The sequence below is a fragment of the Cryobacterium sp. MP_M3 genome (assembly GCF_015752155.1).
GTDB lineage: Bacteria > Actinomycetota > Actinomycetes > Actinomycetales > Microbacteriaceae > Cryobacterium.
Window position 1 is genome coordinate 319,090 of record NZ_JADOVI010000001.1, and the last position, 16,581, is coordinate 335,670.

Annotated in this window: 11 protein-coding genes, 1 tRNA gene and 1 other RNA gene; 9 read left to right on the forward strand and 4 right to left on the reverse strand. The window is 69.9% G+C overall.

Annotated elements, in window-relative coordinates:
• Nucleotides 1-26 precede the first annotated feature (26 nt).
• Nucleotides 27-1,859, forward strand: coding sequence for a helicase HerA-like domain-containing protein (locus IWX89_RS01430; RefSeq protein WP_196901808.1), 1,833 nt, complete (start codon nt 27-29; stop codon nt 1,857-1,859).
• 14 nt (nt 1,860-1,873) lie between these two features.
• Here the strand turns inward: IWX89_RS01430 and IWX89_RS01435 are convergent, their stop codons facing one another.
• Nucleotides 1,874-2,371 carry a hypothetical protein gene (locus IWX89_RS01435; protein ID WP_196901809.1) on the reverse strand — a complete coding sequence of 166 codons (498 nt, stop codon included), beginning with the start codon at nt 2,369-2,371 and terminating at the stop codon, nt 1,874-1,876.
• 225 nt (nt 2,372-2,596) lie between these two features.
• Nucleotides 2,597-3,169, reverse strand: coding sequence for a hypothetical protein (locus tag IWX89_RS01440; protein ID WP_196901810.1), 573 nt, complete (start codon nt 3,167-3,169; stop codon nt 2,597-2,599).
• A 146-nt stretch (nt 3,170-3,315) separates the two neighbouring features.
• On the opposite strand from IWX89_RS01440, the gene IWX89_RS01445 reads away from it, so the two are divergent.
• From IWX89_RS01445 to IWX89_RS01455, 3 genes are read left to right on the forward strand one after another with little or no spacing between them, the layout of a single operon-like run.
• A complete protein-coding gene (locus IWX89_RS01445) occupies nt 3,316-4,668 on the forward strand; it encodes a TrkH family potassium uptake protein (RefSeq protein WP_196902114.1) in 1,353 nt (450 codons plus the stop codon).
• Entirely contained in the window at nt 4,661-5,356 is a 696-nt protein-coding gene (locus IWX89_RS01450; RefSeq protein ID WP_196901811.1) for a TrkA family potassium uptake protein, read from the forward strand. The genes IWX89_RS01445 and IWX89_RS01450 overlap by 8 nt, the downstream gene beginning before the upstream one ends.
• A 39-nt stretch (nt 5,357-5,395) precedes the next feature.
• Nucleotides 5,396-5,635 carry a hypothetical protein gene (locus IWX89_RS01455; protein ID WP_196901812.1) on the forward strand — a complete coding sequence of 80 codons (240 nt, stop codon included), beginning with the start codon at nt 5,396-5,398 and terminating at the stop codon, nt 5,633-5,635.
• A gap of 355 nt (nt 5,636-5,990) precedes the next feature.
• On the opposite strand, the gene IWX89_RS01460 is transcribed toward IWX89_RS01455, so the two are convergent.
• Nucleotides 5,991-6,078: transfer RNA gene (locus IWX89_RS01460), tRNA-Ser, on the reverse strand.
• A 142-nt stretch (nt 6,079-6,220) separates the two neighbouring features.
• Here IWX89_RS01460 and ffs point away from each other — a divergent pair.
• The 4 genes from ffs (at nt 6,221) to IWX89_RS01480 (ending at nt 12,339) form a co-directional block, all read left to right on the forward strand.
• An RNA gene (gene ffs, locus IWX89_RS01465) (signal recognition particle sRNA small type) lies at nt 6,221-6,317 on the forward strand.
• A 135-nt stretch (nt 6,318-6,452) separates the two neighbouring features.
• Nucleotides 6,453-8,918, forward strand: a complete 2,466-nt coding sequence (locus IWX89_RS01470; protein WP_196901813.1) for a phosphoketolase — start codon at nt 6,453-6,455, stop codon at nt 8,916-8,918.
• A complete protein-coding gene (gene pta, locus IWX89_RS01475; protein WP_196901814.1) occupies nt 8,918-11,128 on the forward strand; it encodes a phosphate acetyltransferase in 2,211 nt (736 codons plus the stop codon). Before IWX89_RS01470 ends, pta begins: the two co-directional genes overlap by 1 nt.
• Nucleotides 11,125-12,339, forward strand: a complete 1,215-nt coding sequence (locus tag IWX89_RS01480; protein ID WP_196901815.1) for an acetate/propionate family kinase — start codon at nt 11,125-11,127, stop codon at nt 12,337-12,339. Before pta ends, IWX89_RS01480 begins: the two co-directional genes overlap by 4 nt.
• 154 nt (nt 12,340-12,493) lie before the next feature.
• On the opposite strand, the gene IWX89_RS01485 is transcribed toward IWX89_RS01480, so the two are convergent.
• The gene (locus IWX89_RS01485) at nt 12,494-13,396 is read right to left on the reverse strand and encodes a hypothetical protein (protein ID WP_196901816.1); all 903 of its coding nucleotides are present in this window, start codon (nt 13,394-13,396) and stop codon (nt 12,494-12,496) included.
• A 384-nt stretch (nt 13,397-13,780) separates the two neighbouring features.
• Here IWX89_RS01485 and IWX89_RS01490 point away from each other — a divergent pair, with 384 nt between their 5' ends.
• Complete coding sequence (locus IWX89_RS01490; RefSeq protein WP_231382808.1) at nt 13,781-16,579, forward strand: DNA polymerase III subunit gamma and tau; 2,799 nt, start codon at nt 13,781-13,783, stop codon at nt 16,577-16,579.
• Nucleotides 16,580-16,581: the final 2 nt, after the last annotated feature.

Consider the following 16,581-nt stretch of genomic DNA (forward strand, 5'->3'; position numbering starts at 1 on the left):
GTCCTCTCGGCGCTAGGATTCAGGCCATGACCCCGAGCGAACCCGTGGACCAGGTATCCGAGCTGAAGGCGCAGGCGGAGGCCGCGATCGCGGCCGCCCGGGCCGCCCAGGCCGAGGCGGAGGCGGCCATCGCCCGGGCCGAAGCCGCCCAGGGCGCGGCCCAGGCAGCCGCTGCGGCCACCCCGCCGGCTGCCGCCCCGCCGCCCGCCGTCGCAGCGGCCGCCGGCCCGCTCACCGCCGCACAGGTCGAGACCATCCGGGCCGGCTACGCGTTCGCCGGGCCGGCGCTGGAAATGGGGGCCCTGGTCAACGGCGACGCCCGCCCCGACGTGCCCGTGCGCATCCCGCTGGCGATGACGAACCGGCACGGCCTCGTCGCCGGCGCCACCGGCACGGGCAAGACGAAAACCCTGCAGGTGCTCGCCGAGCAGCTCTCCGCGCACGGGGTGTCCGTGTTCGCCGCCGACATCAAGGGCGACTTGTCCGGCGTCGCCACCGCAGGCACCCCGAGCGAGAAGCTCCTGGCCCGCACCCGGGGCATCGGCCAGGACTGGTCGGGCGTGGCGTCGCCCACAGAATACTTCTCGCTCGGCGGGGTCGGCCGCGGCATCCCGGTGCGCGCCACGGTCGCCGGCTTCGGCCCGCTGCTGCTGAGCAAGGTGCTCGGCCTGGGCGACACCCAGGAATCCAGCCTCGGCCTCGTCTTCCACTACGCCGACCAGGCCGGCCTGCCCCTGCTCGACCTGACCGACCTGCGAGCCGTGCTCAGCTTCCTGATCAGCGACGCAGGCAAGGGCGAACTCACCGGCCTCGGCGGCCTGTCCCCGGCCACCGTGGGCGTCATCCTGCGCGAACTGATCACCTTCGCCGACCAGGGCGCCGACGTCTTCTTCGGCGAACCCGAGATCGACACCGCCGAGTTCCTCCGCAGCACGCCCGACGGCCGGGGCATCATCAGCCTGCTGGAGGTGCCCGGCGTCGCCGACAAGCCGGCCCTGTTCTCCACCTTCCTGATGTGGCTGCTGGCCGACCTGTTCAACGACCTTCCCGAGGTCGGCGACCTGGACAAGCCCAAACTCGTCTTCTTCTTAGACGAGGCGCACCTGCTGTTCAAGGACGCGTCGAAGGACTTCCTCGCCTCGATCACCCAGACGGTGCGGCTGATCCGCTCCAAGGGCGTCGGCATCTTCTTCGTCACCCAGACCCCCAAGGACGTGCCGAGCGACGTGCTCGCGCAGCTCGGTTCCCGGGTTCAGCACCAGCTGCGGGCGTTCACCCCGGATGACGCCAAGGCCCTCCGGGCGACGGTCTCCACCTACCCGAACTCGGGTTATGACCTCGAAGAGGTGCTGACCGGGCTCGGCACCGGCGAGGCTATCGTCACGGTGATGAACGAGAAGGGCGCCCCGAGTCCCGTCGCCTGGACCCGCCTCCGCGCGCCGCAGGGCTCGATGTCACCGACGCCACCGGAACAGATCGACGCCACCGTCGCCGCCTCCCCGCTGCTCGCCGTCTACGGTGCCGCGATCGACCGCGACTCGGCCCGCGAGATGCTGGCGACGAAGCTGGAGGCAGCCAACCGGGTGGCGCTCGCCCAGCAGGCCGCCCTCGACCAGGCGAAGGCCGCCGCCGAGCTGGAGAAGCAGCAGGAGGCCGCCGCCGCGCAGCAGGCGAAGGCACAGAAGAAGGCGCAGACCGAATACGACCGCCTGATGAAGCAGACGCAGGGCACGACCCGCAGCCGCACCAGTTCGCGCCCGCAGAAGAGCGTGCTCGAACAGGTGCTCGGGTCGTCGGTCACCAAGTCGATCCTCACCGGGGTCGTCAGCGGCATCTTCGGCACTCGCCGCCGACGCTGACCGAACTGCCGGACTCAGCCGGTGTGGGTCGTGATGCGCCGCTCGAACCAGTAGAGCAGTTCGGGGCGCACACGGTTCAGGTCCTGCAGAGTCATCGGCTCCGGCACGCGCACGACGGGAGCGTCGAGCAGGTCGACCACCGTCTCCATCGCGCCACGGGAGTAGAACTGGCCGCGCATCCGGATCAGCAGACGGCCGTCGGTGCCGGTGAGGAAGAGCTGCGGATGCGTGTCCATCGCGCCGCTCTGGTACAGGTCGAGCAGCACGACGCTTCCGATCTCATCCTTGGAGAAATCGGAGACCCGGCCGAGGAAACCACGCTCCGAGATACCCTCCGTGTCCACCCAGATAACCGTGCGGTAGAAGGCGATGGCCGCGACCAGGCAGAGCGCGACGACGACGAGGTCACCCAGGGCCACCGGCTGCCACGAATTCGTGGGGATGGTCAGCCAGAACAGCACGGCCGACAGCGGCGCGATCAGGGCGAGCACGGACAGGCCGGACTGCAGCATGAGACGTCCGTGGGGTCGCAATGCGTGCGCCCGCGTGCGCAACCCTCCGCCGAATCTCACCCGTGGTTCCCCCTTGCCGGTGTAGTCAGATTATCCCGAAATTCACCGTCGTGTGCTAGCCACCGTTCCGGGGGGTTCGGCCCGGCAACCGTCGCCGGCCGTCGGTGCACGAAACAAGGCACGACCCCCTCAGGAGCCGTGCCTCATCGTTGTGCGCTGTGCGGGTTAGCGGCCGAGAACGGCGCCCAGGTCGAGGCCGCCGAGCGACCCGTCGACCACGTCGTTCACGGACGATCCGATGTCGCCGACGTTGCCGCCGGTGACGTCGTTGCCCGAACCGACCGGAGCCGTGACCGGTGCGGTGACCGGGGCCTCGACGGGAGCGGTGACCGGGGCGGTGACCGAGGTGTCGTTTCCGGAGGCAACCGGAACGTCGTTGCCGTTGCCGATCGAGGTGCCGTTGCCGACCTCGTTGCCCGAGGCGACGTCGCCGACGTCGCTGGTCAGCGAGCGGTCCACGACGGGGCCGTTGACGAGAGGGGCGTTGAGCACGCCGCCGCCGAGGAGCGAGGCGTCGTTGCCGGCGACGCCGGTTCCGGTGGCCTGGTTTCCGGTCAGGGCGTCGGTGAGCAGGCCGAAGTCGACGGTCTGGGCCGCCGACGAGCCGTCGGTGCCGGTGAGCTGCGGGCTGCCCTGTTCGGAGGCCTGGGCGGGGGCGGCCAGCCCGCCGACGATGATGGCGGATGCTGCGATGCCGGCGATGCCGAATGCACTGAGACGCTTCGTGATGGTGTTCATGATGAGTACTCTCTTCCGTTGTTCAGTTCCGGCCTCGGATTTCCCCGGGCCGCATAAGTGGTCCGGTGCCCTCGCCGCATCGGATTGGTCCCGGCCACCCGCCGGTACGGCATCGACCGTAGAGTGAGCAGGTGAATCCCCGGACGATGCCCCCCGCTACCGCGAGAATCTCGCGGTTCCGGCCGCACCCGGCCCAGGTCGTCGCCTCCGCATTCGCCACGACGATCCTGATCGGCACGGGCCTGCTGATGCTGCCGATCGCCACCCCGGGCCCCGGCGGGGCGTCGTTCTTCGACGCGATCTTCACCGCGACTTCCGCCGTCTGCGTGACGGGGTTGATCGTCGTCGACACGGCCACCCAGTGGTCGGCCTTCGGCCAGGTCGTCATTCTGCTGCTGATCCAGATCGGCGGCCTGGGGATCATGACGTTCGCGTCGGTGATCGGGCTGGCGGTCATGCGCAAGCTCTCGCTGCGCTCCCGGATCACCGCGGCCGCCGAGGCGAAGAGCGTGGGCCTGGACGACGTCAAGGGGCTCGTCTTCGGCGTCGTGCGGATGACGCTGGTGATCGAGGCGAGCGTCGCGTTGCTGCTCAGCCTCCGGTTCCTGCTCGGCTACGGCGAGCCGCTCGGCCGCGCGCTCTGGCTCGGCATCTTCCACGCGGTCTCCTCGTTCAACAACGCGGGGTTCGCGCTGTTCAGCGACAACCTCATCTCCTACGCCACGGATCCGCTCATCTGCCTGCCGATCGCCGCCGCCGTGATCCTCGGCGGGCTGGGCTTCCCCGTGATCGTGCAGCTGCGCCGGCACCTCAAGACGCCCCGACTGTGGAACATGAACACCCGACTGGTGCTGGCCGGCACCCTGATCCTGCTGGTCGGCGGCACGGTGTACCTCACGGCCGTCGAATGGTCCAACCCGGCGACCCTCGGGCCGCTCGACTGGCCGAGCAAGCTCCTGGTCGGCTTCTTCCAGTCGGTGCAGGCGCGCACAGCCGGCTTCAACAGCGTCGACACCGGCGCGATGGACTCGGCCAGCCTGCTCGGCACCGACATCCTGATGCTGATCGGTGGCGGCCCGGCCGGAACCGCCGGCGGCATCAAGATCACCACCTTCGGCGTGCTCTTCTTCATCCTCCTCGCCGAGGTGCGCGGTGACACCGCCGTGAACGTGTTCGGCAAGCGGCTCTCCCGCGCGGTGCACCGGCAGGCGATCACGATCGTGCTGCTCGCCGTCGCGGTCGTCATCGCGTCCACGGCCGCGCTGATGGTGATGACCGACATCAGCATGGACAAGCTCCTGTTCGAGGTCATCTCGGCCTTCGGCACGGTGGGCCTGTCCACGGGGATCACTGCCGGGCTGCCGGAGCCGGGCAAGATCATCCTGATGCTGCTCATGTTCATCGGCCGGCTGGGGCCGATCACCTTCGCCTCGGCGCTCGCGTTACGCGAACGCCCGACCGCCTACGAATTACCGAAAGAGAGGCCGATCATTGGCTAAGTTCAACCTGTTCGGGTCTCACGACCCCGCCCGCATCGCCGAATCCGAGTCGGTCGTCGTGATCGGCCTCGGCCGGTTCGGCAGTTCCCTCGCCCTTGAACTGATGGAAAGCGGCACCGAGGTGCTCGGCATCGACGGCGACGAGGACATCGTGCAGGCGCACAACGGGCTGCTCACCCACGTCGTGCGCGCCGACTCGACCAAGGAGGAAACCCTCCGTCAGCTGTCGGTGACCGAGTTCACCAGCGCCGTCGTGGCGATCGGTGGCGACATCCAGGCGAACATCCTCACCGCGTCGCTGCTGCTCAAACTCGGCATCCCCAACATCTGGGCGAAGGCCGTGAGCGACCCGCACGGTGAGATCCTGCAGCAGCTGGGGGTCAGTCACGTCATCTACCCCGAGAAGGACATGGGCAAACGGGTCGCCCACCTGGTGCGCGGGGTGATGCAGGACTACATCGAGATCGGCGAGAACTTCGCCCTCGTGAAGACGACCCCGCCGCGGGAGATCATCGGCGTGCCGCTCGGCAAGACACGCATCCGGCCGAACCACGGGGTCACCGTCACCGCGTTCAACCGCGACGGGGTGTGGAGTTACACGACCCTGGACACCGTGATCACGGCGACCGACATCATCCTGATCGCGGGGGAGTCCAAACGGGTCGAGGCGTTCAGCCGGCTGATCTAACCGGGTCGGGCCGCCTGCGCTGCGGGTAGGCTCGGCCTGATGAGTGAAGCAGCAGCCCGGTTCGTGATCGACGCCGAACCGGGAACCCGGGTCGTCGTGCGCAGACGCATCGAGGGTGGCGTGACGGATGCCGTCGGCTACCTCCGCTCCTGCGACGACACCGAGTGCGTGGTCGAGACCAAGCGCGGGCTCGTCGCGATCACGCTGGCGGACATCGTCGCCGCGAAAGAGGTGCCGCCGCCGCCCGCGCCGCGCCCGCGCCGCCGCCTCGACGACTAATCTCGACGCCGGTGATTGAGCTTGTCGAAATCACGCGAGGGTCTCGACAGGCTCGACCACCGGGGTGACGGATTCCATTTGGTGGAGCATGGGGGATTCGAACCCCGCGAGTGGGCGCTGTGCGCTCACCGGGGTGACGGATTCCATTTGGTGGAGAATGGGGGATTCGAACCCCGCGAGTGGGCGCTGTGCGCTCACCGGGGTGACGGATTCCATTTGGCGGAGAATGGGGGATTCGAACCCCGCGAGTGGGCGCTGTGCGCTCACCGGGGTGACGGATTCCATTTGGCGGAGAATGGGGGATTCGAACCCCGCGAGTGGGCGCTGTGCGCTCGCCGGGGTGACGGATTCCATTTGGCGGAGAATGGGGGATTCGAACCCCCGAGGGCTCTCACCCAACACGCTTTCCAAGCGTGCGCCATAGGCCACTAGGCGAATTCTCCTGGCCGGCCGTATCCGTGAGGAACGGCCAAGAAAGAATCTTACCTGTTTCCGGCGGCCGCTGTCACACCCGGCCGGGATCGGCCGGATTCGCCTCGGTGCCGACGGGTTTTGGGGGCGCGGGCCTTTCCGCCTAAACTGGCAGTCGGCTCCTCGCGTGGCGCCATCTCGGCCAACTCCCCCAGGACGGAAACGTAGCAAGGGTAACCGGGCTCTGGTGGGTGCGCGAGGAGTCTTTTTTGTGCATTCTTCCGGTCGCCGGGCCCGTTTTCCCGCGGTGAGGACGCCGAAATGCCGTTAGCCATGATAACGATTCCGCAATTTCTCCTAGGATGGTAGGGCGCAGATAACGCCCCGACAGTGCCTGGAGGCACCCATGGTTGAAACGTCCGGTAAATCCTTCCTCTGGCCCCATCGCCAGACGCAACCGCTCAGTGCAGACGCCCTCGCCAGCGTCGACGCCTGGTGGCGGGCCGCAAATTACCTGTCGGTCGGGCAGATCTACCTTCTGGACAACCCGTTATTGCGTGAACCCCTTAATCGTGACCACATTAAACCGCGTCTGCTGGGCCACTGGGGAACGACACCGGGGCTCAACTTCCTCTACGCCCACCTGAACCGGGCCATCCAGGAACGCGCCATCAGCACCCTTTATGTCACCGGCCCCGGCCACGGCGGCCCCGGCATGGTTGCCAACGCCTACCTCGACGGCACCTACAGCGAGATCTACTCCGGCATCGAGCAGAGCGAACGCGGCGCCAAGGCCCTGTTCCGCCAGTTCTCCTTCCCGGGTGGCATCCCCAGCCACGCCTCACCCGAAACGCCCGGCTCGATCCACGAGGGCGGCGAGCTCGGTTATGCGCTCAGCCACGCCTACGGCGCGGCCTTCGACAACCCCGGCCTGCTCGTCGCGGCCGTCGTCGGCGACGGCGAGGCCGAGACCGGCCCGCTCGCCACCAGCTGGCACTCCAACAAGTTCGTCGACCCGCTCGTCGACGGCGTCGTGCTGCCGATCCTGCACCTCAACGGCTACAAGATCGCCAACCCCACCGTGCTCGCCCGCATCCCCGAGGAGGAGCTCCTCGACCTGATGCGCGGCTACGGCCACAAGCCCTACATCGTCTCCGGCGGGTTCAACGAGGAAGACCCGCTCCTGGTGCACCAGCGGATGGCCGAGACCCTCGACGAGGTGCTCAACGAGATCGCCGAAATCAAGGCCCGCGCCCTCGCCGGCGACACCGAACGTCCGCGCTGGCCGATGATCATCCTGCGCACCCCCAAGGGCTGGACCTGCCCGACCACGATCGACGGCGTGCAGGTCGTCGACTCCTGGCGTTCGCACCAGGTGCCGCTGAGCAACGCCCGCGACACCCTGGAGCACACCCAACTGCTCGAGGGCTGGCTCGCCTCCTACAAGCCGGAGGAACTCTTTGACGAGGCCGGCGCACCGGTCGCGAAGATCACGGCCCTCGCCCCGGTCGGCGACCTGCGGATGAGCGCCAACCCGGTCTCCAACGGCGGACTGCTCCGCAGGGACCTGCGGCTGCCGAACTTCCGCGACTACGCCGTCGACGTGCCGTCACCCGGCGCGACCACCGACGAGGCCACCAAAGTGCTCGGCACCTGGCTGGCCGACGTCATCCGCGACAACCCCGACAACTTCCGCATCTTCGGGCCGGACGAGACGGCCTCCAACCGGCTCGCGCCCGCCGTGTTCGCGGCAACGGACAAGACCTGGAACGGCGAGTACCACCCGGGCGACACCAACCTCGACCGGGCCGGCCGGATCATGGAGATGCTCAGCGAGCACCAGTGCCAGGGCTGGCTCGAGGGCTACCTGCTCACCGGCCGCCACGGGCTGTTCAACTGCTACGAGGCGTTCATCCACATCGTCGACTCGATGTTCAACCAGCACGCCAAATGGCTCAAGGTGACCCGCGAGATCCCCTGGCGCCGCTCGATCTCCAGCCTGAACTACCTGCTCTCCTCGCACGTCTGGCGCCAGGACCACAACGGCTTCTCGCACCAGGACCCGGGCTTCATCGACCACGTCGTCAACAAGAGCGCGGATGTCGTGCGCGTCTACCTGCCGTTCGACGCCAACACGCTGCTCTCCATCTACGACCACTGCCTGCGCAGCGTCGACTACGTCAACGTCGTCGTCGCCGGCAAGCAGCCCGCGCCGAATTGGCTGACCATGGACCAGGCCGTCGCGCACTGCGAGCGCGGCCTCGGCATCTTCGACTGGGCCGGCACCGAGATCGCCGGCACCGAGCCGGATGTCGTGCTCGCCGCCGCCGGAGAGGTGCCGACCCTGGAGATCCTGGCCGCCGCCGCGATCCTGCGGGAGGCGATCCCCGAACTCAAGGTGCGCGTGGTCAACGTCGTCGACCTGATGCGCCTGCAGTCCGAGGCCGACCACCCGCACGGGCTCAGCGACGCCGAGTTCGACGCGTTCTTCACCGCCGACAAGCCGATCGTGTTCGCCTACCACGGCTACCCGTGGCTGATCCACCGCCTGACCTACAAGCGCCACGGCCATGCCAATCTGCACGCGCGCGGCTACAAGGAGGAAGGCACCACCACGACCCCGTTCGACATGGTCATGCTCAACGACCTCGACCGGTACCACCTGGTGATGGACGTCATCGACCGGGTTCCGGGCCTCGGCGCCCGCGCCGGGCTGCTCCGCCAGGAGATGCAGGATGCGCGCCTGCGGGCCCGCGCCTACACCCGCGACCACGGGGAAGACATCCCCGAGGTCACCGAATGGGTGTGGGACGCCCAGGGCGCCGGAGCCGGCGTCACCAATGCGATCGAAACGGGCGGGGACAACGAATAATGGCCGACAGCATCTACATCACCTCAGCAGAGGGCAACACCGGCAAGTCCACGATCGCGCTCGGCGTGCTGGACACCCTGCTCCGCTCGGTCGAGCGGGTCGGCGTCTTCCGTCCCGTCGCCCGGTCGGTGCACCACCCCGACTACGTGCTCGAGCTGCTGCTCGCGCACCTGGCCACCGGGTCGGCGAAGGGCACACCGCCGCTCAGCTATGACGAGTGCGTCGGCGTCAGCTACGACGACGTGCACCTCGACCCCGACGCGGCCCTCGGCCGGATCGTGGCCAGGTACAAGGCCGTCGAGGCGAAGTGCGACGCGGTCGTCGTCGTCGGCAGCGACTACACGGATGTCGGCAGCCCCACCGAACTCGCCTTCAACCTCCGCGTCGCCGCGAACCTCGGCGTGCCGGTGCTGCTCGTGCTCGGCGGCCGGGTCGGCCCCGGCCAGGGCGAGGTGCTCAACCAGAGCGACCGGCTCGGCCAGAGCGACCCACGCGGGCCGGAAGACATCCGTCAGCTGACCGACGTCTCCCTCGCGGAACTGCGCGACGAGCACGTCTCCCTGCTCGGAGTGATCATCAACCGGGCCGACCCCGAGCGGCTCGACGACCTGATCGCCTCCGTGCGCGGCGTGATCGACGCGCCGGGCAGCCAGCTGGCCTCCGTGCCGGTCTGGGCGATCCCCGAGGACCCGTACATCGTGGCCCCGAGCATGAAGAGCATCCTCAAGGCCACCAACGGCACCCTGGTGAACGGCGATCCCGCGCTGCTGTCCCGGGAGGCGCTCGGCGTGGTCGTCGCGGCCATGTCGATGGTCAACGTGCTGCCGCGCCTGTTCGACGGCGCCGTCGTCGTCATCCCGAGCGACCGGCCGCAGGTGCTGCTCGCCGTGCTGATGGCGAACTCCTCCGCGACGTTCCCGTCGATCGCGGGCATCGTGCTCGTGGGCGGATTCGCACTCCCCGAGGAGATCGAACGCCTCGTCGACGGCCTCGCGCCGTCGGTGCCGATCATCCGCACCGAGCTCGGCTCCTACGAGGCGGCGCTGCGGATCACGCACACCCCGGGCAGGATGGCCGCGGACTCGCAGCGCAAGCACGACACCGCGCTGGCCCTCTTCGAAGGCCACGTGGACGCATCCGTGCTGCTCGACCGGCTGCGGGTCAGCCGCGCCGACGTGGTGACGCCGCTGATGTTCGAGTACACCCTGCTCGAACGGGCCCGGAAGAACCGCAAGCGCATCGTCATGCCCGAGGGAGACGACGACCGCATCCTGCGGGCCGCCGCCACCCTGCTGGCCCGTGACGTGGCCGACATCACCATCCTCGGGGAAGAGTTCGAGGTGCGGTCCCGGGCGATCGGCCTGGGCCTGGACATTGCCAAAGCCCAGGTGGTCAGCCCGTTCGACGATGTGCTGCGCACCCGGTTCGCGGAGGAATACGCGAAGCTGCGCGCGCACAAGGGCGTCACGATCGACCAGGCGATGGATGTCGTCACCGACGTGTCCTACTTCGGCACGATGATGGTGCAGCTCGGACTCGCCGACGGCATGGTCTCGGGCGCCACCCACACCACGGCGCACACCATCCGGCCCAGCTTCGAGATCATCAAGACCCGGCCGGACACCTCGGTCGTCTCGAGCGTGTTCCTGATGGCGCTCGCCGACAAGGTGCTCGTCTACGGCGACTGCGCGGTCAACCCCGACCCGTCCGCGGAGCAGCTGGCCGACATCGCGATCTCGGCCTCCGAGACCGCGGTCGAGTTCGGCATCGAACCGCGCATCGCCATGCTCTCCTATTCCACCGGGGAGTCGGGCAAGGGCGCGGATGTCGACAAGGTGCGGGCAGCGACCGCGCTCGTGCGCGAACGCCGCCCAGACCTCCTCATCGAAGGCCCGATCCAGTACGACGCGGCAGCGGATGCCGACGTCGCCGCCGCGAAGATGCCCGGCTCCGCCGTGGCCGGCCGCGCGACGGTGTTCATCTTCCCCGACCTGAACACCGGCAACAACACCTACAAGGCGGTCCAGCGCAGCGCCGGCGCCCTGGCGATCGGCCCCGTCCTGCAGGGCCTTCGCAAACCCATCAACGATCTTTCCCGAGGAGCACTTGTGCAGGACATCGTCAACACCGTAGCCATCACCGCGATCCAGGCGGCGACCCTGTCCGCAGTGGCCGCAGCCCGCACCGAGACCGCGGCGGTGTCCGCATGAGCGCCGTCCTGGTCGTCAACTCCGGCTCGTCATCGTTCAAGTACCAGCTGATCGACATGGACACCGAGACCGAGCTGGCGAGCGGCCTGGTCGAACGCATCGGCGAGCCGATCGGGCACTCCCGGCACAATGCCGGCCCGACGAAGGCGGACCGCACCGAACGCGACCTGCCGATCGCCGATCACACCGCCGGCTTCGCCGTGATGATCGAGGCCTTCACCCAGCACGGACCTCAGCTCAGTGAGGCCGACCTGATCGCCGTGGGCCACCGCGTCGTGCAGGGCGGGAACCGGTTCTTCGAGCCGACCGAGATCACCCACCTGGTCGAGCTGAACATCGAGGACCTCTCCGAGATCGCGCCGCTGCACAACCCGGGCGCCGTTCAGGGCATCCGGGCCGCCCGCGCCAGCTTCGCGAATGTGCCGCACGTGGCCGTGTTCGACACCGCGTTCCACCAGACACTGCCGCCGGAGGCGTACACCTACGCCATCGACCGGGACCTGGCCACCCGGTACCGTGTGCGCAAGTACGGCTTCCACGGCACCTCGCACAAGTTCGTCTCCGAGGCCGTGGCCACGTTCCTGGACCGGCCGCTGGCCGAGCTGAAGACGATCGTGCTGCACCTCGGCAACGGCGCCTCCGCCTGCGCCGTCGACGGCGGCAGTTCGATCGATACGTCGATGGGGATGACCCCGTTGCAGGGGCTCGTGATGGGCACCCGCTCGGGCGACATCGACCCGGCCGTCATCTTCCACCTGCGCCGCCGGGCCGGCATGAACACGGCCGAACTCGACGACCTGCTCAATCGCCGCGGCGGCATGCTCGCGCTGGCCGGCAACGGCGACATGCGTGATGTGGAGGACGCCTCGATCGCGGGCGACCCGGTCGCCCAGGCCGCCCTCGACGTGTACTTCCATCGGCTCAAGGGCTACGTCGGCTCGTACTACGCGCAGCTCGGCAGCGTCGACGTCATCGTCTTCACCGCGGGCGTCGGCGAGAACTCGCCGATCGTGCGCGCCGGGTCGCTGGCCGGCCTGGAGGGCATGGGGATCGAGATCGACCCCGTGCGCAACGAGGCCAAGTCGCGCAAGCCCCGGGTGATCTCCACGGATGCCTCGAAGGTCACCGTACTGGTCATCCCGACGAACGAGGAGCTGGAGATCGCCCGCCAGACCCTCGCGACGATCAACCGCACCCACCCCTCGAAGTAGCGCTTCGTCACGCGAGCGGCCGTCCCCGGGTTCCGGGGGCGGCCTGTCGCGTCTCCGCGGTGCGCGGGGATGGAGTTTTTCGCGACCCGCGGCATCCGTCGCCCGTGGAAGCGGCGTGTCGCGAGAATCTCCATCCCGAACTGCGGGCGCGGGTTCAGAGCGGATCGTCGGCGCGCAGGATGACCCGGCCGAAGCGGCGCGTCTGCTCCCGTTTGGCGTCGTCGACGACGCGTTTGATGCTGAGGAACGTCGTCTCCCAGTCGTACATGACCTGGTCGTGGGTGAGCCGGAGCGCCCGGCGGCCCAGGCCCTCCGTCTTGAGGTCGCGGTTGCGGTCGGCGTGGAACCGGTCGGGTCCGTGCCACTTCTCGCCGTCGGTCTCCAGGGCGACGCAGTCCTCGACGAGCAGGTCCTCGTCGCCGACTCCCGTGACCCGCACTTGGGCGACCACGGTGTAACCGGCGTGCCGGAGCCGTCGCCGCACGATGGTCTCCATGCCCGACCCGGCCGTGAACTCCAGTTCGCGGATGCCCCGCTGCAGCCGTGCGGGCGCCCGCGCGCAGACCCGCCGCACTTCGTCGACCGTGATCAGCCCTTCGTGTACCGCGGACTCGAGGCAGGCGATCGCGTTCTCCTCGTCGAGGCACCGGATGGCCTGCCACACGGCCTCCATCGGAGAGACCAGCCAGGATCGCTCCAGGGAATCGGGGAACCGCGGGATCGCCCAGTGGTAGCGGATCGGGCGCCCGTTCCGGTCGGTGGTCGGCCGGTCGCCGTGGGCGTGCGGCGCGAGCTGCAGGTGGAGTGAGCGGTCCAGCCCGGTCCAGACCCCGGCCCGGCGGAGAGCGCTGAGACAGCTGATCCGGCCGAAGGCCGCGGTCGCGGTGCGCTGGTCAGGGTCGGCATGGGCGCAGACGTAGACGCCGCGGACCGCGCGGGTCACGGCCCTGCCGGCGAGGGCGTCGCGCAGGGCGCCGGGGGAGACCCCGCGGCGCCGGAGCTCGGCCGTCGTCGCGACGTGGCCGAGCGAACAGATGACGGATGCCGCGCTGCGCATACGCCGAGGGTCTGCCGGCCGCGGCGGGCCGGGGCGGAACGACGGCGATGCGGGGAGAAGCGGCGTCCGTGAGCGCTGTGGGGGGATGGCGAGCGGCGGGCTCTCGCGGAGGGACCCGGGCCCGGGGGCAGGGCGGAGCGGCGGAGCGTGGGGATGGAGTTTTCGGCGACCCGCGGCATCCGTCGCCCGCGAACGCGGCGTGTCGCGAGAATCTCCATCGTCAACGGCGAGCGCGGTGAGCGCGGTGAGCGCGGGGGCGCCGGTGGCGACGGATGCCGCGCCGGCGCCCTCCACAGGCCGGGGCGGACTGTCAGTGGCGCCGACTACGATTGACCCGTGGTTACCGCCCTGTATCGCCGCTACCGGCCAGAGACCTTTGCCGAGATGATCGGCCAGTCCCAGGTGACCGAACCCCTGATGACTGCGCTGCGCACGAATCGGGTGAATCACGCCTACCTGTTCAGCGGCCCCCGCGGCTGCGGCAAGACGACGTCCGCCCGCATCCTCGCCCGCTGCCTGAACTGCGCCGAAGGCCCGACCGACACCCCGTGCGGCGTCTGCCCGAGCTGCGTCGAGCTGTCCCGCGACGGTGGCGGCTCGCTCGACGTGGTCGAGATCGACGCGGCCAGCCACAACGGCGTCGACGACGCCCGCGACATCCGTGAGCGAGCCATCTTCGCGCCGGCCCGCGACCGCTACAAGATCTTCATCCTCGACGAGGCCCACATGGTCACGCCGCAGGGCTTCAACGCGCTGCTCAAGATCGTCGAAGAGCCGCCCGAGCACGTCAAGTTCATCTTCGCGACGACCGAGCCCGAAAAGGTGATCGGCACCATCCGTTCGCGCACGCACCACTACCCGTTCCGGCTGGTGCCACCCGGGCCGATGCTCGAATACGTGCAGACCCTTTGTGAGAGCGAGACCATGAAGGTCGCGCCCGGGGTGCTGCCGCTCGTCGTGCGCGCCGGCGGCGGCTCGCCCCGCGACACCCTGTCCCTGCTCGACCAGTTGATGGCCGGCTCCGACGGACACTCGGTGGAATACGAGCGTGCGGTCGCGCTGCTCGGCTACACCAACGCCTCCCTGCTCGACGAGTCCGTCGACGCGATCGCCGCGCGCGACCCGTCCGCCGCGTTCGACGCGGTCGACCGGGTCATCCAGACCGGACAGGACCCGCGGCGTTTCGTCGAAGACCTGCTCGAGCGCATGCGCGACCTGATCATCGTCGCGGCGACCTCCGCCGCGGGCGCCGCCGCCGTGCTCCGCGGCGTGCCGCAGGACGAGCTCGACCGGATGGCCCTGCAGGCCGCCAAGTTCGGCCCCGCGGAGCTGTCGCGCACCGCCGACATCCTCAACGCCGCGCTGACCGAGATGACCGGCGCCACCTCGCCGCGCCTCCACCTCGAACTGATGATCGCCCGGGTGCTCATCCCCGCCAGCGACGACTCCACCCGCGGCGCCCTCGCCCGGGTCGAACGGCTCGAACGGCGGATCGGCGTCGGCATCGGCGGCATCGACGGCGGCGCCGGGTCCGTGGTCGGTGTTTCGGCCGACTCCGCGAACCTCGCCCGCCAGGCGACGGATGCCGCGCCCGCCCCGGCGACACCGGCGAGCTCCGTCCGTCCGGCCGCCTCCGCACCTCCCGCGACGACTGCTCCGGCGGGTCGCGCCACCTCGGAACCCTTCGCGACCGCGGCTGGCGCCTCGGCGGCCGCGACGACAGCGACCGGCCCGACCGCTCCGACCGCGCGCTCCGCTCAGCCGGCTCCGGGCGCCGTCCCGGCCGCCGAGGTCGCGGCATCCGTCACCGTGCGCCCCGTCGGACCGGTTACCTTCCAGCAGGTGAAGGATGCCTGGCCTGAGGTGCTCGAGGCCGTTCAGGCCGCGAAGACCAGCGCCTGGCTGGTGCTCTACACCGCCAAGGCCCTGGAACTGCGCGACGGCGACCTGCTCGTTCTGTCGTTCCCGAGCCAGAAAGACGTCGAGGGGCTTAAGCAGCCCGCCGCGCCGGGCCAGGGTGTCGGTGACTTCCTCAAGCGTGCGATCAACGACGTGCTCGGCTTCACGCCGCGTCTCACCGCCAGGGTCGACCGCCCGGGCGGCCCCGACGGCGGCGGCAGCGGCGGGACAGGTGCGCCGTCCGCCCCGCGGCACCCTGCGGGCCCGTCGTCCTCCGCCCGCACCGACGACCGGAGCGTTCCGGATCGGTCCGGAGCAGCGGCCAACCGTGGGGGAGCAGGCCGCGTAGCCGGAGACGCGACTGTTCCGGCGACCGAGCCGGCGCCGCCCTCCGACGACGACGCACCGCCGGCCGAGGACACCCCGCCCGACACCGAGCCCGAGGGCGCGCCCGACACCGCGTCCGGCCCGGAGGGCGCGCGAGTGCTCAACGCCGCGTCCGACCAGGAGCGCGGGCGCGGCGCTGCGCCGAGCGTGCCCGGAACAGAGTCGGACCGCGTTCCCAATGCTGAGCCGGGCGTTGCCAATGCTGAGCTGGGGCGCGCCCCTGGGCGCGCGGCCGCTGCTGATGCCAACGCCATGACCGCCGCCGACTCCGGCGTCGACGCGGATTCCCGCTCGGGTTCCGGCCCAAGCTCACCGGCGCAGCAGCGCTCGGAGCGTCCGGCCAGGCCCGCAGCGTCGACCGGAGAGGCCGTCACCGCCTGGGCGACCGCGGTCATCCCCGGCTCGGCGTCGGCGCCCGCTGCGACGACTCCCGCTGCGCCCGCCGCGCCGTTTCCTGCTGCCAGACCGGTGCCGGCCGCCGCGCCCGCTTCGACGACGGCGCCGGCGGCAACGACCGGTACCCCTCCGGCGCAGTCGTCCGACGACGATGAGCCGCCGCCCTATGACGACGGCGACGTGCCGCACGACGACGAGTACCCGCCCGACCGGTTCGACCGGTCGACGCGTTCACCGGCCTCGGCCCCGGATCCCCGGCCACCCGTCGTGGTATCCGCCGCTCCCTCCGCTGCCGGTGACCACCCGGCCGCCACGGCCACAGCTGCCGCCCCTCGCAATGCACCGCAGGCGGGCAGGGCCCCGGCAGGCGCCGCGGCTCGCCGGGCGCCGGCCTTCGCCGAGAAGCAGCGCTACGGGGAATCCGTCGTCCGCGAAATCCTCGGTGCAACCTTCCTCGAAGAACAAGACCACATCCCGGTATCCCGAAGCAGAGGCGACTAGTC